Origin of the sequence: Streptomyces phaeofaciens, from assembly GCF_014648915.1 — a bacterium.
GTDB lineage: Bacteria > Actinomycetota > Actinomycetes > Streptomycetales > Streptomycetaceae > Streptomyces > Streptomyces phaeofaciens.
The window spans coordinates 128,659-153,550 of the sequence record NZ_BMSA01000020.1 but is presented as its reverse complement, the minus strand read 5'-3'; the positions used below and the strand labels follow the sequence as shown (position 1 = coordinate 153,550).

Here is a 24,892-nt window from a genome sequence, read left to right as displayed (position 1 = left end):
CCGCGCTAGTGACGGCCCCCAGGGCCGCCTACCCTTGAGACATGCCGCATGTCGTCGTGACGGCGCTCAGCCATCCCGGGCTGCTTCGGGACCGGAACGAGGACAGTCTCGTCGCCGGGCCGTGGACCCTGTGCGCCACGGTGACCGAGAACCCCCAGACCCTGGTCTTCCCGCTCGGGACGCCCCTCGCCGTCGCCGTCGCCGACGGGCTCGGCGGGCATCCCCGTGGCGACGTGGCCAGCGCGCTGGTCGTCCGCCGGATCGCGTCACTGGGGCCCGTGCTGACCGACGAGGGCGCCGTCCGCGACGCCCTGGACGCGTGCAACCACGCCGTGTACCAGGCCGCCGGCGGTGACGAGGGCGAGGAGCTGGCCGGCATGGGGACGACGATCGCCGGGGTGGTCGTAGGACCCGACGAACTGCTGGTGTTCAACGTGGGCGACAGCCGGGTCTTCGCCGTCGAGGACGACGGGCTGCGCCAGGTGAGCGTCGACGACAGTCCGCCGCTCGCGCCCGGGCAGCGCACGACGTCCGTCGTCACCCAATGCCTTGGCGGGAGCCCGGACTTCCGCCCCGTCCGCCCTCATGTGACGGCCTTTCCCCTCGCACCCGGCGACCGCTACCTCGTCTGCACCGACGGGCTGACCGACCCGGTGCCGGAGGAGGCGCTCGGGGAGATACTGCGCGAGCACGATGACGCCCGCGCGGCCTTCGAACTGTGGAAGGCCGCCATCGCCGAGGGCGGCCCGGACAACATCACGCTGACGCTGGTGCGGGTCTCGGACGAATGACCCGCGGCATGACGCAGGGTCGGCAGGTGCCCGGCGCGGCATGACGCAAGGTCGGCAGGTGCCCGGCGCCCCGTGACCGCCAGACGCCAACGCCGGCCATCAGATATCGGACGTCAGACATCAGACGTCAGACGTCGGCCGCGGATCCCGGCGCCGGTGGAGATCCGAGTCGCTGTGCCCGCCGCAGACCCGCCGAAGGTCCCGGCTGCGGCCCCGCTCCCGGACCTGGGCCCGGAACAACAGCCAGGGCCGGCGGCCGGCGGCGCGCCCCCAGCCGTCCCTGGCTGACCAGGATGCCGAGGACGACCAGGACGGCGCCGGCGGGCTCGTGCCAGTGGACGGTCTCGCCGAGCACGAGGACACCGAGCACGACGCCGACGACCGGGGTGAGATAGGTGACCGTGGCCGCGGTGGTCGCGCCCCACGCGGCGATGATCCGGGTGTTCAGGATGTAGGCCAGTCCGGTGCCGGCCGTGCCCAGCACCAGGATGCCGCCCAGCACCGACGGGGTGAGACGGACCGGTTCGAGACCGCCGATGAAGGGGGCGACGAGGAGCCCGACGGCCGTGGCCACGACGACCTGGCCGGCGGCGATCGTGAGGGTGTCGTGCCCGGTGCCCCGCAGCAGTCGGCGGCTGAGGACGAAGCCGATGCCGTAGCAGACGTTGGCGCCCAGACAGGCGAGCTGGGCCGCGAGAGAGGCGCCGTCGCCGGAGGTGCCGAGGGCGCTCCAGGGCGCGGCGACGACGGTGACGCCGAGGAAGGCGAGGACCAGGCCCCACGCGCGGGCGCGGGTCAGCCGCTCGTCGGGCAGCACGATCAGCGAGACGAGCAGGGCCGCGAGCGGGGTCGTCGCGTTGTAGATGCTGGACAGCCCGGACGGGATGCGCTCACCGGCCCACGCGTAGAGCGAGAACGGGGCCACGCACAGGAACACCGAGATCGCGGCGAGCGCGCGCCAGGTACGGGCGTCGCGGGGCCAGCGGCGCCGGGTCACGGCCATGACCGCGGCCAGGAAGGCACCCCCCAGGGCGAGCCGGCCGAGCATGACCTGCGCCGGGGACAGGCCGTCCAGGGAGACCTTGATGAAGAGGTAGCTCGCTCCCCACAGCAGGGCCAGCGCGAGGAACTGCGCGCCGACGGAACCCGCTCGCGTCGAGGTCGTCATCGGTTGATCCCCCTCGTGTTCCGGTGCCGCCCGCCGGCATGGTCCGTGCACCGTGCCACTTTGGAACCGGCCGCCACCACCGGGCGTCGTACGACGATCCGCCTCCCGGCCGGAGGCATCGTGGCGAGCGCCTACCCTTGAGGCATGACCAGCAGCAGCGACCGGAGCCTCGCAGTGGACGTTCAAGCACCCAAGAGCTATGAGATCCGCACCTATGGGTGCCAGATGAACGTCCACGACTCCGAGCGGTTGTCCGGACTGCTGGAGGACGCCGGGTACGTGCGCGCCCCCGAGGGCTCGGACGGCGACGCGGACGTCGTCGTCTTCAACACCTGCGCGGTGCGCGAGAACGCCGACAACCGCCTCTACGGCAACCTCGGCCGGCTCGCGCCCAGGAAGGCCTCCCGCCCCGGTATGCAGATCGCGGTCGGCGGCTGCCTCGCGCAGAAGGACCGCGACACCATCGTGAAGAAGGCGCCCTGGGTGGACGTCGTCTTCGGCACGCACAACATCGGCAAGCTCCCGGTCCTGCTGGAACGCGCGCGCGTGCAGGAAGAGGCGCAGGTCGAGATCGCCGAGTCCCTGGAGGCCTTCCCCTCCACACTGCCGACGCGCCGCGAGAGCGCCTACGCGGCCTGGGTGTCGATCTCCGTCGGCTGCAACAACACCTGCACCTTCTGCATCGTCCCGGCCCTGCGCGGCAAGGAGAAGGACCGCCGCACCGGCGACATCCTCGCCGAGATCGAGGCCCTGGTCGACGAGGGCGTCTCCGAGATCACCCTGCTCGGCCAGAACGTCAACGCCTACGGCTCCGACATCGGCGACCGCGAGGCCTTCAGCAAGCTGCTGCGCGCCTGCGGGCAGATCGAGGGCCTGGAGCGCGTCCGCTTCACCTCGCCCCATCCCCGCGACTTCACGGACGACGTCATCGCCGCCATGGCCGAGACGCCGAACGTGATGCCGCAGCTGCACATGCCGCTCCAGTCCGGCTCGGACCCGGTCCTGAAGGCGATGCGCCGGTCCTACCGGCAGGAGCGCTACCTCGGCATCATCGAGAAGGTCCGCGCCGCCATCCCGCACGCCGCGATCACCACCGACATCATCGTCGGCTTCCCCGGCGAGACCGAGGAGGACTTCGAGCAGACCCTGCACGTCGTCCGCGAGGCCCGCTTCGCGCAGGCCTTCACCTTCCAGTACTCCAAGCGCCCCGGCACCCCGGCCGCGACCATGGAGGACCAGATCCCCAAGCAGGTCGTCCAGGCGCGCTACGAGCGTCTCGTCGCCCTCCAGGAGGAGATCTCCTGGGAGGAGAACAAGAAGCAGGTCGGCCGCACCCTGGAGCTGATGGTCGCCGAGGGCGAGGGCCGCAAGGACGGCGCCACCCACCGCCTCTCCGGCCGCGCCGCCGACAACCGCCTGGTCCACTTCACCAAGCCGGACCAGGAGGTCCGCCCCGGTGACGTGGTGACCGTCGAGATCACGTACGCCGCCCCGCACCACCTCCTCGCCGAGGGCGCCGTCCTCGACGTGCGCCGCACGCGCGCGGGCGACGCCTGGGAGAAGCGCACCGCGGAGAAGGCCGCCAAGCCGGCCGGTGTGATGCTGGGCCTGCCGAAGATCGGCGCCCCGGCCCCGCTGCCGGTCGCCACGGGCAGCGGCTGCGGCTGCGACTGACCCGGCTGCGACTGACCCGGTTGCCGTGCCCGGCCCGCGCGGCGGCGGGTGAGGCGCTGTTCGGGCGCACCGGGGCGGGTGTCGCGCCGCTCGGCCGTCCTGCGGGGCTACCCTGCCGATCATGCTTGTCGCCGCCGCAGTCTGCCCCTGCCCCCCGCTCCTCGTGCCCGAGGTCGCCACGGGCGCCGCACCCGAGCTGGACACGGCGCGCGCCGCCTGCTCCGACGCGCTGGCCGTGCTGGCGGCCGCCCGCCCGGACCGGCTCGTGGTCGTCGCGCCCACCGAGGAGGCCGGGGCCGGCGTCCACGCGGCGGGCACGTGGGGCTCGTTCCGCGGCTTCGGCGTCGACCTCGCCGTACGACTGGGCGGCGCTCATATTCACGGCGAGGACGCCCCTGACGCGGCCGCCGCCACCGGGCGCGAGCTGCCGCCCTCGCTCTCCGTCGCCGCCTGGCTGCTGGAGCGGACCCGCTGGGCGGACGCCCCGCTCGAGGGACTAGGCGTGACGGAAGCGCTCACCGCCGAGGCGTGCGCCGAGACCGGACGGGAGATCGGCGCGCGGGCGGAACGGGTCGCGCTGCTGGTGATGGGCGACGCCAGTGCCTGCCGGACGCTGAAGGCACCGGGCTACCTCGACGAGCGGGCGGCGCCCTTCGACGCGGCGGTCGCCCGCGCGCTGGGCACGGCGGACCTCGCGGCGCTGACCGCCCTGGACATCGGCCTGGCCCACGAACTGAAGGTCTCGGGCCGCGCCCCCTGGCAGATCCTCGCGGGCGCCGCCGAGAACGCCGCCCTCACCGGCACTCTGCTCTACGAGGACGCGCCGTACGGCGTGGGGTACGTGGTCGCGGCCTGGTCGTAGCCCTCCGGCCCGAGCGCCCAGGGCCGCCTCGCGGGCCGGTGCGCGACGCGGCGTGCGGCCGCAGGGCCGTCTCGCGGGCCGATGCACCACACGGCCTGCTGCCCGAGAGCCGGCTCGTCGGCCGGTGTGCCACGGGCCGTGCGGCGCGTGGCCGACCGCAGAAACGGCGGACGGCCGGGAGCGTGTCGCGCTCCGCGGCCGTCCGCCGATCGAGGTGCCGGTGGGAGGGGACTCAGGAGGCCGGCGGGGGAGTACGCGGCGGGGTGAACGTGTCGCCGCCGCCCGCCCCGGGCTCGTCCTTGTGCGCGAGCCGGTCCATGGCGCCCTTCGCCTTGTCGGTGCCCGTGTGGATCCTGTCGCTGTACTTGCCCTTGGTCTTGTCGTCGACGACCTTGGCGGCCTTGTCGAGACCATGCGTGACCTTGTCCCCGTGCTGGTGCGCGAGGCCCGAGACCTTGTCCTTGGCGGGGGCCAGCCTGGCCTTCAAGTTGTCCAAAAGACCCATGGGTCACCTTCCCTAGCGGGGGTCGTTACGAACGGGCGCCCTCGCCGGCCTCACTGTCGGCCACCTCCTCGGCGGACTGTTGCCGGGGGATCTCCACACCCTCGGTCGCGGCGACCGCGACGGCGTCCGCCGTCCCCGTCTCCGTTCCCGTCCTCGTGGTGTCCCCGGCCCCGGCGGTCTCCGGTTCCGGCGCGGCCTCGGCGGCCCGCTCCGCCCCGGCACCGTCCGGTGCCTCGGCGGTGGCCGCCGCTTCCTCGGTGGCCGTCTCCGTAGCCGCCTCCTCCGTGGCCTTCGACCTTCCGAAAAGCCGCGCCAAAACGCCCATATTCACTCCATACGGTACTCGTGCGGACGAAATCCCGCGTTGCCCGGTGCGTCTCTTTGTGCCACCGGGGTCGCCGCTCCCGTGAACGGGTGACGGGGATCTCGCAACGGGCAACGACGTCTCACGGGCACCGTCACCTAACTCGTTCGAGAGCGGGTCGCGGGGTTTGGGAGACTGGTGCGGTGAGCAGCGCACCCCCCGCCCCCCGCGTCATCGCCGTCGTCGGCCCGACCGCAGCCGGAAAGTCCGATCTGGGCGTTTTCCTGGCCCAGCGACTCGGCGGCGAGGTCGTCAACGCCGACTCCATGCAGCTCTACCGAGGGATGGACATCGGCACCGCCAAACTGACGCCCGAGGAGCGCGGCGGTGTCCCGCACCACCTCCTGGACGTCTGGGACGTCACGGTCACCGCGTCCGTCGCCGAGTACCAGCGGCTCGCCCGCGCCCGTATCGACGCGCTGCTCGCCGAGGGCCGCTGGCCGATTCTCGTCGGCGGCTCCGGGCTGTACGTCCGTGGCGCCGTCGACAACCTGGAGTTCCCCGGCACCGACCCCGAGGTCCGTGCCCGGCTCGAGGAGGAGCTGACCCTGCGCGGCTCCGGCGCGCTGCACGCCCGGCTGGCCGCCGCCGACCCCGAGGCGGCGCACGCCATCCTGCCCAGCAACGGCCGCCGGATCGTGCGCGCCCTTGAAGTGATCGAGATCACCGGCAAGCCCTTCACGGCCAATCTGCCGGGCCATGACTCGGTCTACGACACCGTGCAGATCGGCGTCGACGTCGCCCGCCCCGAGCTGGACGAGCGCATCGCCCGCCGGGTCGACCGGATGTGGGAGCAGGGGCTCGTGGACGAGGTCCGCGCGCTGGAGGCGCAGGGCCTGCGCGAGGGGCGTACGGCGGCGCGCGCGCTCGGCTACCAGCAGGTCCTCGCCGCCCTGAGCGGTGAGTGCACCGAGGACGAGGCGCGCACCGAGACGGTCCGTGCCACCAAGCGCTTCGCGCGCCGTCAGGATTCATGGTTCAGGCGCGATCCGCGGGTGCACTGGTTGAGTGGGGCTGCGGCGGATCTCACAGAACTTCCGAGGCTCGCACTGGCGTTGGTCGAACGACCGGTTACAGCCTGATCACGTCATGGCATCGGGACGCCCAGGCCGTCATCCGGGCCTCCGGTGCCGTGCCATCATCGAGCTTCGATCGACCAAGTGGAGTCCGAGTTGGGAGGGCGCGTGGCGATGGAGGCCGGCCCTCGTGACACCGCACCAGGCACCGAGCACCTCACCCCTGAACCGGGGGAGACGGTGCTGGGCGAACCGGAGCCCGTTGACGTCGGTCCGACCCCCGACGTGGCGGACGACACCCAGGGCGGCGGCGTGACCGACGACGGTCCCGAGCCCGAGGAGATGTTCGCCAGCGGGCCCGAGGTCGAGGTCGAGCTGCGCCCGCAGCGTCGGCTGCGGATCTGGCAGCTTGCGCCCATCGTGGCCCTGTCCGCGACCGGCTCCCTGATGTTTGCGTTCCCGCTCGCCTTCGACTTCGGCGACAGCGGGGCCGTGATCGCCATGCTGGGGCTGCTGATCTGCTCCTGCGCGGCCGGCTGGGGCATGATGGCCGCCCGCCGCGTCGGTTACACGTGGCCCGGACTTCCCCCGCGCGGTTCCGGCCGCCGCCCCGACTGGCGGGTCGTCCTCGCCTACGTCGTCCTGGTCGCCGTCGTGGTCGTACTCGCCGTCGGCCGGGTCGCCCGGCTGCGCTGAGCCGCACACGCGCGTGCCGGTCGGAGTGTTGAGCCGCACACGCGCGTGCCGGTCGGAGTGGCGTGAGCGCGTGACCGCGCTGTCGGTGCCACCCCGTACGATCGAGGAATGAGCACGCGGATCGCCTTCCTCAAGGGGCACGGCACCGAGAACGACTTCGTGATCGTCCCGGACCCCGAGAACGCCATCGACCTCCCCCCGGCCGCCGTCGCGGCCCTGTGCGACCGCCGCGCGGGCATCGGCGGGGACGGTCTGCTGCACGTCGTGCGGTCCGCCGCCCATCCCGAGGCGGCGGAGATGGCGGCCGAGGCGGAGTGGTTCATGGACTACCGCAACGGCGACGGCTCGATCGCGGAGATGTGCGGCAACGGCGTCCGTGTCTTCGCCCGCTACCTCCAGCACGCCGGGCTGGTCACCGAGGGAGACCTCGCGGTCGCCACACGCGGGGGCGTGAAGCGCGTGCACCTCGCCAAGAACGGGGACGTCACGGTCGGCATGGGACGGGCCCGTCTCCCCGAGGGGGACGTCACGGTGAGCGTCGGCGAGCGCAGCTGGCCCGCACGGAACGTGAACATGGGCAACCCGCACGCCGTCGCCTTCGTCGACGACCTCGCACACGCGGGCAACCTCTACGCCCCGCCGCCCTTCAGCCCCGCCACCGCCTACCCGGACGGGGTGAACGTCGAGTTCGTCGTCGACCGAGGCCCCCGGCACGTCGCCCTGCGCGTGCACGAGCGTGGCTCAGGCGAGACCCGCTCGTGCGGCACGGGCGCGTGCGCCGTCGCGGTGGCCACCGCCCGGCGGGACGGTACCGACCCGGCCGTCACCGGCACCCCGGTCACCTACACGGTGGACGTCCCCGGCGGTCGCCTGGTCATCACCGAGCGGCCCGACGGCGAGATCGAGATGACCGGTCCGGCAGTGATCGTCGCCACAGGTGAGATCGATACGGAGTGGCTGGAAAACGCCGTCGGCTGACGGCGGCACGGCTTGGCATCGGAGGCCGGGGTGACCCCGGGCGCACGGAAGCGTCCTCGGGGTCCGGCCGGGGGTTCGAAAACAGCCATCGGCCCTCGGTCGGGTGGCGCAAAACCGTAAACCCCCGATTCATCGCTCGAATGGGTGATCCGTTTCACGCTCGGCGAGAGGCGGTCGGTCGCGCGTGATGGGCTCGGTAGCATCAAGCACCGGCCCGGACGGGGGACATTGCCTGTCCCCTGAGCCGTGTCCGCCCTGGGACACCCCGTCCGCCGGTCCACGCAGCCGGAGGTGCCCATGAGTGCGGAGGCCACGAACCCTGCGACCCCAGGCCCGGTAGTGCCTGCCGCGCCCCGCTGGCGCAGCCGTCCCCGGATCGACCTGCGTCGCCTGGGCCGGGCCGCCCTGCTCGGCTCCGCCTCCCGCGGCCGGCTGCCCGACGCGATCGGCCATGTCGTCGAGGCCCACCGCGCCCACCACCCCGACGCCGACCTCGAACCCCTGCGCCGCGCCTATGTGCTCGCCGAGTCCTCGCACCGCGGCCAGATGCGCAAGAGCGGCGAGCCGTACATCACGCACCCGCTCGCCGTGACCCTCATCCTCGCCGAACTCGGCGCGGAGACCACCACCTTGACGGCCTCTCTGCTGCACGACACCGTCGAGGACACCGACGTGACGCTCGATCAGGTGGGCGAGCAGTTCGGCGCGGAGGTGCGGTACATCGTCGACGGCGTCACCAAGCTGGAGAAGGTCGACTACGGCGCCGCCGCCGAGCCCGAGACCTTCCGCAAGATGCTCGTCGCCACCGGCAACGACGTCCGCGTGATGTCGATCAAGCTCGCCGACCGGCTGCACAACATGCGCACCCTCGGCGTGATGCGCCCCGAGAAACAGGAGCGCATCGCCAAGGTCACCCGCGACGTCCTCATCCCGCTCGCCGAACGCCTCGGCGTCCAGGCCCTCAAGACCGAGCTGGAAGACCTCGTCTTCGCGATCCTGCACCCCGAGGAGTACGCGCACACCCGCGAGCTGATCGTCGAGAACGCCTCCCGCGCGGACGACCCGCTCGCCGAGTTCGCCGACGCCATGCGCACCGTCCTGCGGGACGCCGACATCCAGGCCGAAGTCCTCATCCGGCCACGGCACTTCGTCTCCGTGCACCGCGTCTCACGCAAACGCGGCCGGCTGCGCGGCTGCGACTTCGGCCGCCTGCTGGTGCTCGTCAACGAGGACGCGGACTGTTACGCGGTCCTCGGTGAACTGCACACCTGTATGACGCCGGTCGTCTCCGAGTTCAAGGACTTCATCGCCGTCCCCAAGTTCAACCTGTACCAGTCGCTGCACACCGCCGTCGCCCGCGAGGACGGCCAGGTCGCCGAAGTCCTCATCCGCACACCCCAGATGCACCAGGTCGCCGAGGCCGGTGTCGTCGCGCTCGGCAACCCCTACGTCGCCTCCCCGGAGGACCAGACCCGCGAGGCCCCGGCCGACGAGGAGCGCGCCGACCCCACCCGGCCCGGCTGGCTCTCCCGCCTCCTCGACTGGCAGGAGGCCGCGCCCGACCCCGACACCTTCTGGTCCACCCTGCGCGAGGACCTCGCCCAGGACCGCGAGATCACCGTCTACCGCCCCGACGGCGGCGCCCTCGGCCTGCCCGAGGGATCGACCTGCGTGGACGCCGCCTACGCGCAGTACGGCGAGGACGCGCACGCCTGTATCGGCGCCCGGGTGAACGGTCGGCTGGCGACCCTGAGCACCGTCCTGCGGGGCGGCGACACCGTGCAGCTCCTCATGGGGCAGGACCCGGCCTCGGAGCCCTCCAGAGAGTGGCTGGAGCACGCCCACACGCCCGGCGCCCGGATCGCCATCCAGCGGTGGCTGGCGACCCACCCGGCACCCGCCGAGGCCGAGCGGGCCGACGAGTCCGCCGGGCGGCTCCCGGACACCGCCCAGGCGCAGGCCCCGGAGACCGGGCGCGCCGGCGAGCCCGCCGCCGGGCCCGTGACCGACGCCCTCGCACCGCATCCCGCCGCCGGCACCCCTGCCCCCTGGCCGACCGCCGCGATCACCGTCGTCGACCGGCCCGACGCGACGGTCCGGCTCGCCGGGTGCTGCACCCCCGTACCGCCCGACGAGGTCACCGGATTCTCCGTGCGCGGGGGAGTGGTGACCGTGCACCGCGTCGAGTGCGCCGCCGTGGCGCGCATGGCGGACGCGGGGCGCGCGGCGGTCGACGTGCGCTGGGGCGACACCACCGAGTGCCGGGTCACCCTGGTCGCCGAATCGTTCGGCCGCCCCCATCTGCTCGCCGACCTCACCGAAGCCATGGCCATGGAAGGCGCCGAGATCGTCTCCGCGACCGTCGAACCGCCGAGCCAGCAACGCGTCCGCCACACGTACACCGTCCAACTCCCCGACGCGGCCCACCTCCCCACCCTGATGCGAGCCATGCGGAACGTACCCGGGGTGTACGACGTGGGCCGGGCCCAGCACCACACACCCGCCTCCTGAGAGCTCCTGCCGTGGCCGCGCTCCCGCCGTGACGTGGTCCCGGGCCGGCCCCCGTCACCCACGCACGCGCGAGCGCAACCCGTTCGGGTGGGCCGGGCGCGCGTCGCCGCCGTGGGGCAGGCCCGCGCTGGTAGCCGTGGTCCATGCCGCACACCCTCCGCCCGCCGCATCCCCTCCGCCCCGACGACCTGCGCCCCGACAGCCCCCGTCTCCGTCCCCGCCGGGGAACCTCCCGCCGGCTGAAGTCCGCGCTCCTGGCCTCCGCCGTCTCCGTGTGCCTCGTCGCCGCGAGCGCCCCGGCGGAACCGCTGGGCGTCGGCGACCGCCTCTACCCGTACCTGGGCAACCCGGGATACGACGTGGCGTCGTACGAACTCTCCTTCACCTATCCGGGCAGCAACAGCAAACCCCTCCAGGCCGTCACCACCATCGACGCCTGGACCACCACCGTCCTGGAACGGATCAACCTCGACTTCGCCCACGGCACGGTCGACTCGGTCGAGGTCGACGGCGAACCCGCGACCTTCACCGGCGCCGGTGACGACCTGGTCGTCACCCCGCAGAAGCCGCTGCCCGCGGGCAGCTGGACGCGCGTCACCGTGCGCCACACCAGCGACCCCGTGAGCGCCGACGGCCAGGACGGAGGCTGGGTGCGCACCGCGGACGGCCTCGCCATGGCCAACCAGGCCGACGCCGCCCACCTGGTGTTCCCGTGCAACGACCACCCCTCCGACAAGGCGATGTTCACCATCCGGATCACCGCCCCCGACGACTACACGGCCGTCGCCAACGGGCTGCCGGCCGGCGTCGACCGGGAGGGCGGGTCGACCACCTGGACGTACCGCACCCAGCACCCCATGGCCACCGAGCTCGCCCAGGTGTCCATCGGCCGCTCCACCGTCGTGCACCGCGAGGGACCGCACGCCCTGCCCGTACGGGACGTCGTCCCCACCAAGGACCGCGAGCTGCTCGAACCCTGGCTGAAGAAGACCCCCGACCAGATCGCCTGGATGGAGAGCAAGGTCGGCCCCTACCCCTTCGAGACGTACGGCGTCCTCATGGCCGAGGCCTCCACCGGCTTCGAACTGGAGACACAGACCCTCTCCCTCTTCGAGAAGGACCTGTTCACCGAGCCCGGCTACCCCGCGTGGTACATCGAGTCGATCATGGTGCACGAGCTGTCCCACCAGTGGTTCGGCGACAGCGTCAGCCCGCGCACCTGGTCCGACGTCTGGCTGAACGAAGGACACGCCACCTGGTACGAGGCCCTGTACGCGGAGGAGAAGGCCGACCACACACTGGAGGCCCGTATGAAGGCGGCGTACGGCGCCTCCGACCGCTGGCGCGCGGCGGGCGGCCCACCGGCGCTCCCCAAGCCGCCCCAGCCCGGCCAGAAGATCGGCATCTTCCGCCCGAACATCTACGACGGCGCGGCCCTCGTCCTGTACGCCCTGCGCCAGGAGATCGGCACCCGCTCCTTCGAGCAGCTGGAGCGCAGCTGGGTGCAGGACCACCGCGACGCCACGGCCACCACGGACGACTTCCGGAGTCTCGCCGAGAAGATCTCCGGCCGCGACCTCGACGCCTTCTTCAAGGCCTGGCTGTACGGCGAGAAGACCCCGCCGATGCCGGGACACGCGGACTGGAAGACCCTGGCACCGACGGCGAAGGCCCCGGAGTGAGACGGTGACGGCCCCGGTTCCCGGCCCCGGCGGGCCCCGGAATAAGACGGTGACGAGACGGGGCGTCCCGTGCGACCATCATCGGGTCGGCGTGGCACGGGCCGCGGGAATCTCCCGGGGAACTCGTACGTTGTCCCTCTTGAAGGACCGCCGTCTCGGCATCCCCAACGACGTAAGGACCCAATGACCTCCTCTTCATCCCCTTCCCAGGACCAGGACACCACGCGCTTCGCGCACGCCTACCCCGAAGGTCTTCGGGCCGATGCCCTGATGGAAGAGGACGTCGCCTGGAGCCACGAGATCGACGGAGAGCGGGACGGCGACCAGTTCGACCGCTCCGAGCGCGCGGCCCTGCGCCGTGTCGCCGGCCTCTCCACCGAGCTCGAGGACGTCACCGAGGTCGAGTACCGCCAGCTCCGCCTGGAGCGGGTCGTGCTCGTCGGCGTCTGGACCTCGGGGACCGCGCAGGACTCGGAGAACTCCCTCGCGGAGCTGGCCGCCCTCGCGGAGACCGCAGGCGCCCTCGTGCTCGACGGCGTGATCCAGCGCCGCGACAAGCCCGACGCGGCCACCTTCATCGGTTCCGGCAAGGCCCTGGAGCTGCGTGACATCGTCGTCGAGACCGGCGCGGACACCGTGATCTGCGACGGCGAGCTCAGCCCCGGCCAGCTCATCGCCCTCGAAGACGTCGTCAAGGTCAAGGTCATCGACCGTACGGCCCTGATCCTCGACATCTTCGCCCAGCACGCCAAGTCCCGAGAGGGCAAGGCGCAGGTCGCGCTCGCGCAGATGCAGTACATGCTGCCGAGGCTCCGAGGCTGGGGTCAGTCGCTGTCCCGACAGATGGGCGGCGGCAAGGGCGGCGGCCTCGCCACCCGTGGTCCCGGTGAGACCAAGATCGAGACGGACCGGCGTCGGATCCGCGAGAAGATGGCGAAGATGCGCCGGGAGATCGCGGAGATGAAGACCGGCCGCGAGATCAAGCGCCAGGAACGCAAGCGCCACAAGGTGCCCTCCGTCGCCATCGCGGGCTACACCAACGCCGGCAAGTCCTCCCTGCTCAACCGGCTGACCGGCGCGGGCGTCCTGGTCGAGAACTCCCTGTTCGCGACCCTCGACCCGACCGTGCGCCGGGCCGAGACCCCGAGCGGCCGCCTGTACACACTGGCGGACACGGTCGGATTCGTCCGGCACCTGCCGCACCACCTGGTCGAGGCGTTCCGCTCCACCATGGAGGAGGTCGGCGAGGCCGACCTGATCCTGCACGTGGTGGACGGCTCGCACCCCGACCCGGAGGAGCAGCTGGCCGCCGTACGCGAGGTGATCCGGGACGTCGGCGCGACCGGTGTGCCCGAGATCGTCGTGATCAACAAGGCGGACGCGGCCGACCCGCTGACGCTCCAGCGGCTGATGCGGATCGAGAAGCGTTCCATCCCGGTCTCCGCCCGCACCGGCCAGGGCATCGACAAGCTGCTCGCGCTCATCGACGACGAGCTGCCGCGGCCCTCGGTCGAGATCGAGGCGCTCGTGCCGTACACCCATGGCCAGCTGGTCGCCCGCGCCCACACCGAAGGCGAGGTGATCTCCGCGGAGCACACGGCGGACGGCACCCTGCTGAAGGCGCGGGTGCACGAGGAACTCGCCGCGGACCTCGCGCCGTACGTCCCGGCACCGCTCGCCTGAGCCGCCCCGGCGCGCGGCTCGCGAAAGACACGGTGAAGGCCCGCCCCCTGCCGGGGGCGGGCCTTCGTCATACCTGGTCATGCCTGGTCATGCCTGGTCATGCTTCGTCGTGTTTCGTCATGCGGACCCGCACGGCCAGGGTCGGCGCCTCGGCCGTCCCGCCCGGCCGGCGGGTCCTCAGCCGGCTACCGGCCGGCGAACTTGTCGCTCACCGAGTCGTACACACCCTTGGCCACGTCACCCAGCCGCGGCCCCGCGAGCCAGCCGGAACTCACCGGACCGATCGAGGTGTTGGACACCAGCGCGGGCTTGCCGTCCGAGCCCGCGGCCACCCAGCCGCCACCCGAGGAACCGCCGGTCATCGTGCACCCGATCCGGTACATCGTCGGGTCATCGGCGTTGATCGAGAGCCGCCCCGGCTTGTCCTGGCACTGGTACAGCTTCTGCCCGTCGAACGGCTCCGCCGCCGGATATCCGGTCGCGGTGATGCTGTCCACCTTCGGCACCGCGGGTGCCGCGAAGTCCACCGGCAGCGCCGAACCGACCATCTCCTCCAGCGACTTCCCGGAACCACCCGCCTCGGGCGTCACATGGATGACGGCGAAGTCGTACGAGGCACCGTCACCACCGGTCTGCCCGCCCTGGGCGATCCACTGGTCCGAGGTCCGCACCCAGTCACCCCACCAGACGCCGTAAGGAGCCACCTGCTCCTTGGTCGCCGTCTCCATCTCCTTGCTCGACATGCCCGAGTCGTTGTACGACGGCACGAACGCGATGTTGCGGTACCAGCCGCCGTCCTTGCCCGCGTGCACACAGTGGCCCGCCGTCCACACCAGGTTGGACTTGCCGGGGTGGGCCGGGTCCTGCACGACCGTCGCCGAGCACACCATCGTGCCCTCGGGGGAGTCGAAGAACACCTTGCCCGCCTCGGGGGCGTTGGCGTGGTACGTCGTCGGCACGGCCTTCGCGTCCACCGCCTGGGGCGTCGGGTCGGTCACGCCCTGGTCACCGGAGAGGTCGCTGTCGTCGACCCCGCGCTCCGGGTCCTCGGCCTCCCGCATCCGGTCCGGGTCCCACAGTCCCTCGATGATCGGGTTGATGTAGTCCTGGGCCTCACGCAGCCAGTCGTCCTTGTCCCAGTCCTTCCAGGCGCCGTTCTTCCACTTGTCGAGGTCGATCCCGTGCTCTTTGAGCCGGTCCTTGATGTCGTCCGGGATCGTGATCTTGCCGTCGCCACCGGCCGTGGCCGAGGCGCCGGCCTGTCCGTCGGCGTTGGTGTCACCGGAATCGCACGCGGTCGCGGTGAGCGCGAGCGCCGAGACCAGGACCACGGCACCCAGCACGGGGGAGGTTCTGCGGCGCGCGGTCCCCCCTCGACGAGCGGTGAACGACGGCCGTATGAATCGCATGGTCTGAACTCCCCCTGATGTCTACGAACTTGGAGCCGCCGACCGGTCCCGAGTGGATACTCGCCCAGATCTCATGGCGAGTTCACCCGGGTCTCACGGTCACGTGCGACGGCATCACACGATATGCGTTCGCTGTGGGGGACTCCCGACGGAACGGCAACGGTTCCGTCACGGCAAGGATCTTGAAGCAACCCGTAACCCGGTACGGGCTCCGCGGTTGGTAGCGGTGGAGGCCTGCTGCCGGTGCCCGGCCCCCCGTGCGGAATTCCACCGAAGCGACGAGGACGCCGTCCGAGGTGCGCGGATCCGGCGACCGGGAACCCGGCCACCCGCGCGATGCGCCGACTTGCCTCTGGACAGCGGGAGGACGGGGAGCAGTGGCCGTGACCGAGCCTGTGGCGGAGGGGGATGCCGCGGAGGGGGATGCGGCACGGGTGTCGGGGAGTGCCACTGCTGCCGGCGGTGTGAGTGCTGTCACCGTGGCGCATGCCGGTGCGGCGAATGCCGGTCAGGCGGATGCCGGTCAGGCGGATGCCGGTGAGGCGCATGGCGATGGGGCGGATGCCGTTGGGGCGGATGTCGATGAGACCGGCCCGGTTACGGCATCGGCGGGCGCGGCTTCGATGGCCGGAGTGCCGACGAGAACGCCGGCCGTGCATGAGGGGATCCTGCGGCGCCAGTCGGCGCGCGAGTCCGCCGCGCGCACCTACGCGCGCGCCCTTCCCATCGTGCCGGTCCGGGCGCGCGGACTGACCATCGAGGGTGCGGACGGCCGCCGCTACCTCGACTGCCTCTCCGGTGCCGGCACCCTCGCGCTCGGCCACAACCACCCCGTCGTGCTGGAGGCCATCCGCAAGGTCCTCGACTCGGGAGCACCCCTGCATGTCCTCGACCTCGCCACTCCCGTCAAGGACGCCTTCATCACCGAGCTGTTCCGCACCCTGCCGCCCGGGCTCACCGACCACGCGCGGGTGCAGTTCTGCGGCCCGGCCGGCACGGACGCGGTGGAGGCCGCGCTCAAGCTGGTCCGCGCCGCCACCGGCCGCACCGGCGTCCTGGCCTTCACCGGCGCCTACCACGGCATGACCGCCGGATCCCTCGAAGCCTCCGGAGGCGCCTTCGACGTCCGGGTGACCCGCCTGCCCTATCCGCACGACTACCGCTGCCCGTTCGGAGTCGGCGGCCGGCCCGGCGCCGAACTCTCCGCCCGCTGGACCGAATCCCTCCTCGACGACCCCAAGTCCGGTGTCCGCCCACCCGCCGGGATGATCCTCGAACCCGTCCAGGGCGAGGGCGGGGTGATTCCCGCGCCGGACAACTGGATGCGCCGCATACGGCAGATCACGGCGGACCGCGCCATCCCCCTCATCGCCGACGAGGTCCAGACGGGCGTCGGCCGCACCGGCGCCTTCTGGGCGGTGGAACATAGCGGTGTCACCCCCGACGTGATGGTCCTCTCCAAGGCCATCGGCGGCAGCCTGCCCCTGGCCGTCGTCGTCTACCGCGACGACCTCGACGTCTGGGAACCCGGCGCCCACGCTGGCACGTTCCGCGGCAACCAGCTCGCCATGGCCGCCGGCACGGCCACCCTCGCCTATGTCCGCGAGAACGACCTCGCCCACCGCGCGGCCACGCTCGGCTCCCGCATGCTGAGCCAACTCCGCTGCATGGCAGCGCACTTCCCCTGCATCGGGGACGTCCGCGGGCGCGGCCTGATGATTGGGATCGAGCTGGTCGACCCGGAGGGGGAGCGGGCGCAAGGGCTGGAGTGGGGCGGAACCCTCGGCGGCGACAGCGACCACGGACACCCGGCCGCCGCCTCGACCGCCGCCCACCCCGCCGTCGGCCTCGGCACGACGGTGGCCGGACTCGACGCCCACGCCCTCCCCGGTCACGCGCCTCGCACCGACGCGGCGTCGGCCGAACTGCTCGTGGCCGAGACGGCAGTCCCTGCCCAAGGCCCCTACCCCGCCGCCCCCGAGCTGGCCGCCACCCTCCAACGGGAGTGCCTGCGCCGTGGCCTGATCGTCGAACTCGGCGGCCGCCACGCGAGCGTCGTACGACTCCTGCCTCCTCTGACGATCACCGACGAACAGACGGCAGCCGTACTCGACCGCCTGGCCGACGCGATGGAGGCGGTGGCCCGCGCCCACGCCGACGGCACGGCCCACACGGATCACCCCCTCACCCGGCAGAGCCGGCCGATCCCGGCCCCACCTCACGAGGAACGACCTTGACCACCTCCCCCCAGCCCGCAGAGCAACCGCCCTCCACACCCTCACAAGCTCCCGCACCCGCCTCGACCTCCTTCGTCCCGGCCCCCCGCCAACAGGGAGGAACCACCCGCACCGAACCGCTCCGAACCGCTCCGGCCGACCTCCTCGACCACCCCGACCCGCACACGGCCGCACAAGCCGCGACCGTGGAGAACCTGCTGCGCTGCTGGATCCGTGAGACCGGCCTCTCCGCCCCCGGCGCCGGCATCCTCCGCGTACCGCTCCCCGCCAGCGGCACCGCCCTTCTCACCCCCGTCCTCCACTGGTCCCCGACCGGCTTCCACCGCCTCGGTCTCCCCCGCCTGGAACACGCACCCGAGCCCGCGCCTGCGCTGGACGCCGTCACCCTCGCGGCCCTCCTGACCCGCGAGAGCCCCGGCACGGATGGCCTGACGGGCCCGACCGGTCAGACCGGCCTGGATGGCGCGATTGGCGCGACCGGAGCGACCGGAGCGACGGGCCCGACTGGTCCCACCGAGCTGGATGGCGCGACCGGCGCGACCGCCCCGACCGGTCCGGCCGCCCCGACCGATCAGGTCGGCCCGCCGGATACGCCGCGCCCCGCCCCCGCCTCCCTGCCCAGCGACGGCCTCGACCTCGTGGCCCGTGTCGCCGACTCCGTCCGCCGTACGGCCGCCTTCATCCGCGAACGCCGGGAACATCCCGCCGACGGACCCGATCTGTTTCTCTCCGCCGAGCAGGCACTGGTCCTCGGGCATCCCCTGCACCCGACCCCGAAGAGCCGAGAGGGCCTCTCGGACGCCGAAGCGCGCCTGTACTCACCCGAGTCACGTGGCTCCTTCCTCCTCCACTGGTTCGCTGTCGCTCCTTCCGTCCTCGCCGGCGACTCCGCCTGGACAGCCCGGGGGCGTACCGTCGCCGCCGACCGGCTGACGGCCCGGCTCGCCGGTTCAGGGCTGCCGCTGCCCGACGGCTACGCGGCGCTGCCCCTGCACCCCTGGCAACTGCGCGAGGTTCTGCACCGCCCCGAGGTCATTGCCCTGCTCGATGCCGGGGCCCTCCGCGACCTCGGGGCACACGGAGCCCCCTGGCATCCCACCTCCTCGGTCCGAACCGTCCACCGGTCCGATGCCCCGGCGATGTTGAAGCTGTCGCTGGCCCTGCGCATCACCAACTCCCGTCGGGAGAACCTCCGCAAGGAACTCCACCGCGGCGTCGAGGTGCACCGCCTCTTGCGCGCCGGCCTGGTCAAGCAGTGGCAGGCGGCCCACCCCGGCTTCGACATCGTCCGCGATCCGGCCTGGCTCGCGGTCGACGGGACGGACGGCCTCCCCGTGACGGGTCTCGACGTGGTGATCCGCCACAATCCGTTCGGCCCGGTCGACGACGTCACCTGCGTCGCCGGCCTCGTCGCACCCCGGCCGTACCCCCGCCGCGCCACGGAGCAGCACCTCGGACCGACCGGCGATGCGGAGGATCTCCCGACAGCGGGGCCCCTTCCGCCCGGCCCGGACCGGTTCCCCGCGCACAGCTCGCGGCTCGCCACCCTGGTCACCCGCCTCGCCGAGCGGACAGGCCGTCCCCGAGCGGCGGTCGCCGCCGAGTGGTTCCTGCGCTACCTGGAGCAGGTCGTACGCCCCGTCCTGTGGCTGGACGGTGAGGCCGGCATCGCCCTGGAGGCGCACCAGCAGAACACGCTCCTCCTGCTGGACCCCGACGGCTGGCCCACCGGCGGCCGCTACCGCGACAACCAGGGCTACTACTTCCGCCACTCCCGCCGTGCGGAACTGGACGCCCGGCTGCCCGGCATCGGCGAGCGCAGCGACACCTTCGTCAGCGACGACGTCGCCGACGAGCGCTTCGCCTACTACCTCGGCATCAACAACGTGCTCGGACTCGTCGGAGCGTTCGGCTCGCAGAAGCTCGCCGACGAGCGCCTGCTGCTCGCCGCCTTCCGACGCTTCCTCACCGACACCGCCTCCGGTCCCGACCGGCTGCGCAGCTCCCTGCCCGCCCGCCTGCTGGACTCACCCACCCTGCGCTGCAAGGCCAACCTGCTGACCCGCCTGCACGGCCTGGACGAACTCGTCGGCCCGGTGGACACCCAGTCCGTCTACGTCACCATCGCCAACCCCCTTCATCTCTGAACTGAACCGACCGCCGCCGACCGTTGTCCGCCGCCGCCACCACTGCCGCCGCCACTGCAACCACTGAGAGGAGCCCCGCCGTGCCTGCCCCCGGTACCACCGCGGCCACCGGTCCGGACGACCATCTGCTCGGCAGTGTCGGTGACTGGGGTCCGACGGTCACGCCCGCGGGTGTGTTCCGCCTCGTCCCCGTACACGTGGAGCGGGATCTTCCGTGCGTGGGGCGGTGGATGAACGACCCCGAGGTCGCGGCGTTCTGGGAACTGGCAGGACCCGTGTCCGTGACCGAGCGGCATCTGCGCCGCCAACTCGTCGGCGACGGGCACAGCGTTCCGTGCCTGGGCGTGTTGGCGGGCACGCCGATGAGCTACTGGGAGATCTACCGGGCGGACCTCGACCCGCTGGCACGCCATTACCCGGCGAGGCCTCACGACACCGGGGTCCACCTTCTTCTCGGCCAGGTCGCCGACCGGGGGCGAGGGCTCGGCGGCCTGCTGCTCAGAGCCGTCGCCGATCTCGTACTGGGCCAGAGACCCTCCTGCGCACGTGTCGTCGCCGAACCAGACCTTCGCAACACCCCCTCCGTCGCCGCTTTCCTGAGCGCAGGCTTCCGGTTCTCCGCCGAGGTCGACCTCCCCGCCAAGCGGGCCGCCCTCATGGTCCGGGACCGGCACCTGCGTGATGTTCTGTGACACTCCGCATTCGGACCGTCACACAGAGAACGCCTCGGGAATCGCGACGGTTCCCGCACGTCCCTCCCTTCGCGAAAATTTCTCGGCCCCGGCCACATCCCAGGACCGAGCCCCCGCCGACCCCGAATCCGAGAACCCCAGACCTTGACTCCGTCACCGCTCCCCTCCCCGACCACCTGCGCAATCACCCGTTTGTCAGTCCCGAGCCGTAGGGTGGTCGCGCTATGACGAAGCCCTCTCTCCCTGAACTCCTGCACGCCGCTGTGTCCGCCGTCGGTGGCACGGAGCGCCCCGGCCAGGTGACCATGGCCGAAGCCGTCGCAGAGGCCATCGACGACGGATCCCACCTGCTCGTCCAGGCCGGCACCGGCACAGGTAAGTCGCTCGGCTACCTCGTGCCCGCGCTCGCGCACGGGGAGCGGGTCGTGGTGGCGACCGCCACGCTGGCCCTTCAGCGCCAGCTCGTGGAGCGCGACCTGCCGCGCACGGTCGACGCACTGCATCCGCTGCTGCGCCGCCGCCCGGAGTTCGCCATGCTCAAGGGCAGGTCGAACTACCTGTGCCTGCACCGCCTGCACGAAGGCGTCCCGCAGGACGAGGAGGAGGGCCTCTTCGACCAGTTCGAGGCGGCCGCGCCCACGAGCAAGCTGGGCCAGGACCTGCTGCGCCTGCGGGACTGGTCGGACGACACCGAGTCCGGCGACCGCGACGACCTGACGCCCGGCGTCTCCGACCGGGCCTGGGCCCAGGTGTCGGTGTCCTCCCGGGAGTGCCTGGGCGCGTCGAAATGCGCCTACGGCGCCGAGTGCTTCGCCGAGATGGCCCGTGAGCGGGCCAAGCTGGCCGAGGTCGTCGTCACCAACCACGCCCTGCTGGCCATCGACGCCATCGAGGGCGCCCCGGTCCTGCCGCAGCACGAGGTGCTGATCGTCGACGAGGCCCACGAGCTGGTTTCGCGCGTCACCGGCGTCGCCACCGGCGAGCTCACCCCGGGCCAGGTGAACCGCGCGGTGCGCCGGGCCGCGAAGCTGGTCAACGAGAAGGCCGCCGACCAGCTCCAGACCGCCGCCGAGGGCTTCGAGCGGCTGATGGAGCTGGCGCTGCCGGGTCGGCTGGAGGAGATCCCGGAGGATCTCGGCTACGCCCTGATGGCGCTGCGCGACGCCGCCCGCACCGTGATCTCCGCGATCGGGGCGACCCGCGACAAGTCCGTGCAGGACGAGGACGCGGTCCGCAAGCAGGCGCTCGCCTCCGTGGAGTCCGTGCACGCCGTGGCGGAGCGGATCGTCGACGGCTCCGAGTACGACGTCGTCTGGTACGAGCGGCACGACCGCTTCGGTGCCTCCCTGCGCGTCGCGCCGATGTCGGTGTCCGGCCTGCTGCGGGAGAAGCTGTTCGCGGACCGCTCGGTGACCCTGGCGTCGGCGACTCTCAAGCTGGGCGGCGACTTCAACGGCGTCGGCGCCTCGATGGGACTCGCGCCCGAGGGTACGGAGGGCGACGACCTGCCGCAGTGGAAGGGCATCGACGTCGGCTCGCCCTTCGACTACCCCAAGCAGGGCATCCTCTACGTGGCCAAGCACCTGGCGCGCCCCGCGCGCGACGGCGACCGCGGGGACATGCTGGACGAACTCACCGAGCTGATCCAGGCCGCCGGCGGCCGGACCCTCGGCCTCTTCTCCTCCATGCGGGCCGCCCAGCTGGCCGCCGAGGAGCTGCGCACCCGCATCCCCGAGTTCCCGATCCTCCTCCAGGGCGAGGAGACCCTCGGCGAGCTGATCAAGAACTTCGCGGCGGATCCGCAGACGTGTCTCTTCGGCACCCTGTCCCTCTGGCAGGGCGTCGACGTCCCGGGCCCCAGCTGTCAGCTGGTCGTCATGGACAAGATCCCGTTCCCGCGCCCGGACGACCCGCTGATGAGCGCCCGCCAGAAGGCGGTGGAGGAGGCCGGCGGCAACGGCTTCATGGCCGTCGCGGCCACGCACGCGGCGCTCCTCATGGCGCAGGGCGCGGGCCGGCTCGTACGAGCCTCGGGAGACCGCGGTGTGGTCGCCGTACTTGACCAGCGGCTGGCGACCGCCCGCTACGGGAGCTATCTGAAGGCGTCCCTGCCGGACTTCTGGTACACCACGGACCGCAATCAGGTGCGGAAGTCGCTCGCGGCGATCGACGCGATGGCCAAGCAGTCCGAGGCGGAGTGAGGCAGGGCCCGTACCCCCGCGGGGCGGGCCCTTCCGTGCGGACGGGCCCTGCGCGGGCGTGTGTCGCTCGAAGCAGCGGCCCTCCGGCGGTGACGGGTGTTCCGGCACAGCACAGGGCCCCGGAACCGGCGCAGGGATCCCGGGGCCCAGTCAGGGGGGGCGGAGGCCGTGAGGACCCGCCCGCCGGTCTCAGACGCGCCGCAGTACGGCCACCACCTTGCCGAGGATGGTCGCGTCGTCACCGGGGATCGGCTCGTAGGCGGCGTTGTGCGGGAGGAGCCACACATGGCCGTCCTCGCGCTTGAAGCGCTTGACGGTGGCCTCGCCGTCGAGCATGGCGGCGACGATGTCGCCGTTCTCCGCGACGGGCTGGCGGCGGACGGTGACCCAGTCGCCGTCGCAGATCGCGGCTTCGATCATCGAGTCGCCGACGACCTTCAGCACGAACAGTTCACCGTCGCCCACGAGCTGCCGGGGGAGCGGGAAGACGTCCTCGACGGACTCCTCGGCGAGGATCGGACCGCCGGCGGCGATCCGGCCGACCAGCGGGACGTACGACGCGGCGGGCTTGCCGGCGGTGTCCGTGGGCTGCACGGTGGCGGCCTGGTCGGAGCCGCGCACCTCGTACGCGCGCGGGCGGTGCGGGTCGCGGCGCAGGAAGCCCTTGCGCTCCAGGGCCATCAGCTGGTGCGCGACCGAGGAGGTGCTGGACAGGCCGACCGCCTGGCCGATCTCCCGCATCGACGGCGGGTAGCCGCGCCGCTGCACGGAGTCCCTGATGGCCTCGATCACCCGGCGCTGCCGGTCGGTGAGGCCCGAGCTGTCCGCCCGGATGCCTGGAGGTCGGCCCGGCAGGGAGCGCTTGTGCCCCTCCGGGTTCACGGCTTCGTTCATCGCATGCACCGGCTCGAGTCGGCCCTGGGAGCGGTCCTGGGCGGTGATGGTGGCACTGTCTGCGGTGGTGGTCACGTCGGCCCCTCTCGATTGTCTCCCTGCTGGACAACGGTAGTTGCTTTCGAAAGGTTGCGCCAAACACACGTTCGAGTGAAAAAGCGCGAATAGCCTGACTTGATCATGTGTCTGGGTGTATGGCTGACGCGACGCCTCATGGACAAAGGGCTCATTGTTGTACCCTTCACCGCCGAGGCCGATGGCCTTGTGGGGGTGTCGCCCCAGTCTGCCACCCGGAGTCCCGCAGAACGGGAACCGGGCCCGCTCTGCGCGGGAGTCCCACCTCTCCTCCCTGCGGCCCCCACCGTATCGCCGTAAATGCTGCGACGACACGGGTGTGCACGCGCGCGTGCAGGTGTTCCGCGGGTGCGTGCAGGTGTTCCGCGGGCGCGGCGCGATGGCCGGGGCGTACGGTGTGTGACCGCGCGAGCGCGACACGCGCGCTTCGTGTACATGCATGCGCCAATCCCCACATGTAGTGGTTGGATGTGGCCAGCGGCCCAGAAGTTGTGGTCCCTGTGTCTTCGGACGCTCGTGGATCGCCTATGCTGGAGGCTGCTTCGAGGGGCCCATGAGGCCCGACGAGGCTATTGAGTCTGCTGTGAGGAGGGTTCGGAGTTCATGCACTGCCCCTTCTGCAGGCACCCCGACAGCCGTGTCGTCGACAGCCGTACGACGGACGACGGCACGTCCATCCGTCGGCGCCGCCAGTGCCCTGACTGCTCCCGTCGTTTCACGACCGTGGAGACGTGCTCGCTGATGGTGGTGAAGCGGTCCGGGGTCACCGAGCCGTTCAGCCGTACCAAGGTCATCAACGGCGTGCGCAAGGCGTGCCAGGGGCGGCCTGTCACCGAGGACGCCCTCGCCCAGCTCGGCCAGCGGGTCGAGGAGGCGGTGCGGGCCACCGGGAGCGCCGAGCTGACCACGCACGACGTGGGGCTGGCCATACTCGGCCCGTTGCAGGAGCTGGACCTCGTCGCCTACCTGAGGTTCGCCTCCGTGTACCGGGCCTTCGACTCGCTCGAGGACTTCGAGTCCGCCATCGCGGAACTCAGGGAACAGACGGGACGCTCCGCCGCGGACAAGGACGCCCGCGAGCGCACGGAAGGCGCCGCGGGCGCTGTCGCGGGAAGCCGCGAAGACGACGGCGGGCCCGGAGGGACTGTTCAGGTCCCCGAGCCCGCCCACGCCGCCGACTGACCGACGGGCCGGTACCGGAGGAAGACTCCGGGGCCGGCCGGGTGACGGCGGAATCCAGACCTGCTGTGGGCGGTAGCGCGTGGGTGCCCACAGCACACGACAGAACAACGTGCCACGGGAACACT

The 24,892-nt window shown here is 72.1% G+C and carries 19 protein-coding genes; 14 read left to right on the top strand and 5 right to left on the bottom strand.

Features of this window, described 5'->3' with window-relative positions:
• Nucleotides 1–41 precede the first annotated feature (41 nt).
• A complete protein-coding gene (locus tag IE275_RS29760) occupies nucleotides 42–791 on the top strand; it encodes a PP2C family protein-serine/threonine phosphatase (protein WP_189714771.1) in 750 nt (249 codons plus the stop codon).
• Nucleotides 792–918: 127 nt separating this feature from the next.
• Here IE275_RS29760 and IE275_RS29755 read toward each other — a convergent pair whose 3' ends face one another.
• On the bottom strand, nucleotides 919–1,959 hold the full coding sequence (locus tag IE275_RS29755) for a DMT family transporter (protein ID WP_189714769.1): 1,041 nt from the start codon (nucleotides 1,957–1,959) through the stop codon (nucleotides 919–921).
• A gap of 144 nt (nucleotides 1,960–2,103) precedes the next feature.
• Between IE275_RS29755 and miaB the strand changes: the two genes are divergently transcribed.
• Both miaB and IE275_RS29745 read left to right on the top strand, forming a co-directional pair.
• Nucleotides 2,104–3,633 (top strand): tRNA (N6-isopentenyl adenosine(37)-C2)-methylthiotransferase MiaB, encoded by a 1,530-nt coding sequence (gene miaB / locus IE275_RS29750; RefSeq protein ID WP_189714767.1) that lies wholly within the window; start codon nucleotides 2,104–2,106, stop codon nucleotides 3,631–3,633.
• A gap of 121 nt (nucleotides 3,634–3,754) precedes the next feature.
• Nucleotides 3,755–4,495, top strand: coding sequence for a class III extradiol dioxygenase subunit B-like domain-containing protein (locus IE275_RS29745; RefSeq protein ID WP_189714765.1), 741 nt, complete (start codon nucleotides 3,755–3,757; stop codon nucleotides 4,493–4,495).
• Between the two features lie 232 nt (nucleotides 4,496–4,727).
• Here IE275_RS29745 and IE275_RS29740 read toward each other — a convergent pair whose 3' ends face one another.
• Together IE275_RS29740 and IE275_RS29735 are read right to left on the bottom strand one after the other, a co-directional pair.
• Nucleotides 4,728–5,000: an antitoxin gene (locus tag IE275_RS29740; RefSeq protein WP_189714763.1), complete on the bottom strand. Its 273-nt coding sequence runs from the start codon at nucleotides 4,998–5,000 to the stop codon at nucleotides 4,728–4,730.
• Nucleotides 5,001–5,025: 25 nt separating this feature from the next.
• Complete coding sequence (locus IE275_RS29735) at nucleotides 5,026–5,325, bottom strand: hypothetical protein (RefSeq protein ID WP_189714760.1); 300 nt, start codon at nucleotides 5,323–5,325, stop codon at nucleotides 5,026–5,028.
• 182 nt (nucleotides 5,326–5,507) lie between these two features.
• Between IE275_RS29735 and miaA the strand changes: the two genes are divergently transcribed.
• From miaA to hflX, 6 genes are all read left to right on the top strand, one after another.
• The gene (miaA, locus tag IE275_RS29730; protein WP_189714758.1) at nucleotides 5,508–6,446 is read left to right on the top strand and encodes a tRNA (adenosine(37)-N6)-dimethylallyltransferase MiaA; all 939 of its coding nucleotides are present in this window, start codon (nucleotides 5,508–5,510) and stop codon (nucleotides 6,444–6,446) included.
• Between the two features lie 108 nt (nucleotides 6,447–6,554).
• Nucleotides 6,555–7,076, top strand: coding sequence for a hypothetical protein (locus IE275_RS29725; RefSeq protein WP_189714847.1), 522 nt, complete (start codon nucleotides 6,555–6,557; stop codon nucleotides 7,074–7,076).
• Between the two features lie 108 nt (nucleotides 7,077–7,184).
• Nucleotides 7,185–8,054, top strand: coding sequence for a diaminopimelate epimerase (gene dapF, locus IE275_RS29720; RefSeq protein WP_189714756.1), 870 nt, complete (start codon nucleotides 7,185–7,187; stop codon nucleotides 8,052–8,054).
• Nucleotides 8,055–8,351: 297 nt separating this feature from the next.
• Entirely contained in the window at nucleotides 8,352–10,565 is a 2,214-nt protein-coding gene (locus tag IE275_RS29715; protein ID WP_189714754.1) for a RelA/SpoT family protein, read from the top strand.
• Between the two features lie 143 nt (nucleotides 10,566–10,708).
• Entirely contained in the window at nucleotides 10,709–12,247 is a 1,539-nt protein-coding gene (locus IE275_RS29710; protein WP_189714752.1) for a M1 family metallopeptidase, read from the top strand.
• Between the two features lie 183 nt (nucleotides 12,248–12,430).
• Complete coding sequence (gene hflX, locus IE275_RS29705) at nucleotides 12,431–13,930, top strand: GTPase HflX (protein WP_189714750.1); 1,500 nt, start codon at nucleotides 12,431–12,433, stop codon at nucleotides 13,928–13,930.
• A 185-nt stretch (nucleotides 13,931–14,115) separates the two neighbouring features.
• Here the strand turns inward: hflX and IE275_RS29700 are convergent, their stop codons facing one another.
• The gene (locus tag IE275_RS29700) at nucleotides 14,116–15,339 is read right to left on the bottom strand and encodes a trypsin-like serine peptidase (RefSeq protein WP_189714748.1); all 1,224 of its coding nucleotides are present in this window, start codon (nucleotides 15,337–15,339) and stop codon (nucleotides 14,116–14,118) included.
• 623 nt (nucleotides 15,340–15,962) lie between these two features.
• On the opposite strand from IE275_RS29700, the gene IE275_RS29695 reads away from it, so the two are divergent.
• From IE275_RS29695 to IE275_RS29680, 4 genes are all read left to right on the top strand, one after another.
• Nucleotides 15,963–17,576, top strand: coding sequence for a diaminobutyrate--2-oxoglutarate transaminase family protein (locus IE275_RS29695; protein WP_189714746.1), 1,614 nt, complete (start codon nucleotides 15,963–15,965; stop codon nucleotides 17,574–17,576).
• Nucleotides 17,573–19,723 carry an IucA/IucC family protein gene (locus IE275_RS29690; RefSeq protein WP_189714744.1) on the top strand — a complete coding sequence of 717 codons (2,151 nt, stop codon included), beginning with the start codon at nucleotides 17,573–17,575 and terminating at the stop codon, nucleotides 19,721–19,723. The genes IE275_RS29695 and IE275_RS29690 overlap by 4 nt, the downstream gene beginning before the upstream one ends.
• 23 nt (nucleotides 19,724–19,746) lie before the next feature.
• Complete coding sequence (locus tag IE275_RS29685) at nucleotides 19,747–20,415, top strand: GNAT family N-acetyltransferase (RefSeq protein WP_189714742.1); 669 nt, start codon at nucleotides 19,747–19,749, stop codon at nucleotides 20,413–20,415.
• Between the two features lie 224 nt (nucleotides 20,416–20,639).
• On the top strand, nucleotides 20,640–22,616 hold the full coding sequence (locus tag IE275_RS29680; protein WP_189714740.1) for an ATP-dependent DNA helicase: 1,977 nt from the start codon (nucleotides 20,640–20,642) through the stop codon (nucleotides 22,614–22,616).
• 189 nt (nucleotides 22,617–22,805) lie between these two features.
• Here the strand turns inward: IE275_RS29680 and lexA are convergent, their stop codons facing one another.
• On the bottom strand, nucleotides 22,806–23,585 hold the full coding sequence (gene lexA / locus IE275_RS29675; protein ID WP_189714738.1) for a transcriptional repressor LexA: 780 nt from the start codon (nucleotides 23,583–23,585) through the stop codon (nucleotides 22,806–22,808).
• A 603-nt stretch (nucleotides 23,586–24,188) separates the two neighbouring features.
• Here lexA and nrdR point away from each other — a divergent pair.
• Nucleotides 24,189–24,767 (top strand): transcriptional regulator NrdR, encoded by a 579-nt coding sequence (gene nrdR, locus IE275_RS29670; RefSeq protein ID WP_189714736.1) that lies wholly within the window; start codon nucleotides 24,189–24,191, stop codon nucleotides 24,765–24,767.
• The last annotated feature ends 125 nt before the right edge of the window (nucleotides 24,768–24,892 follow it).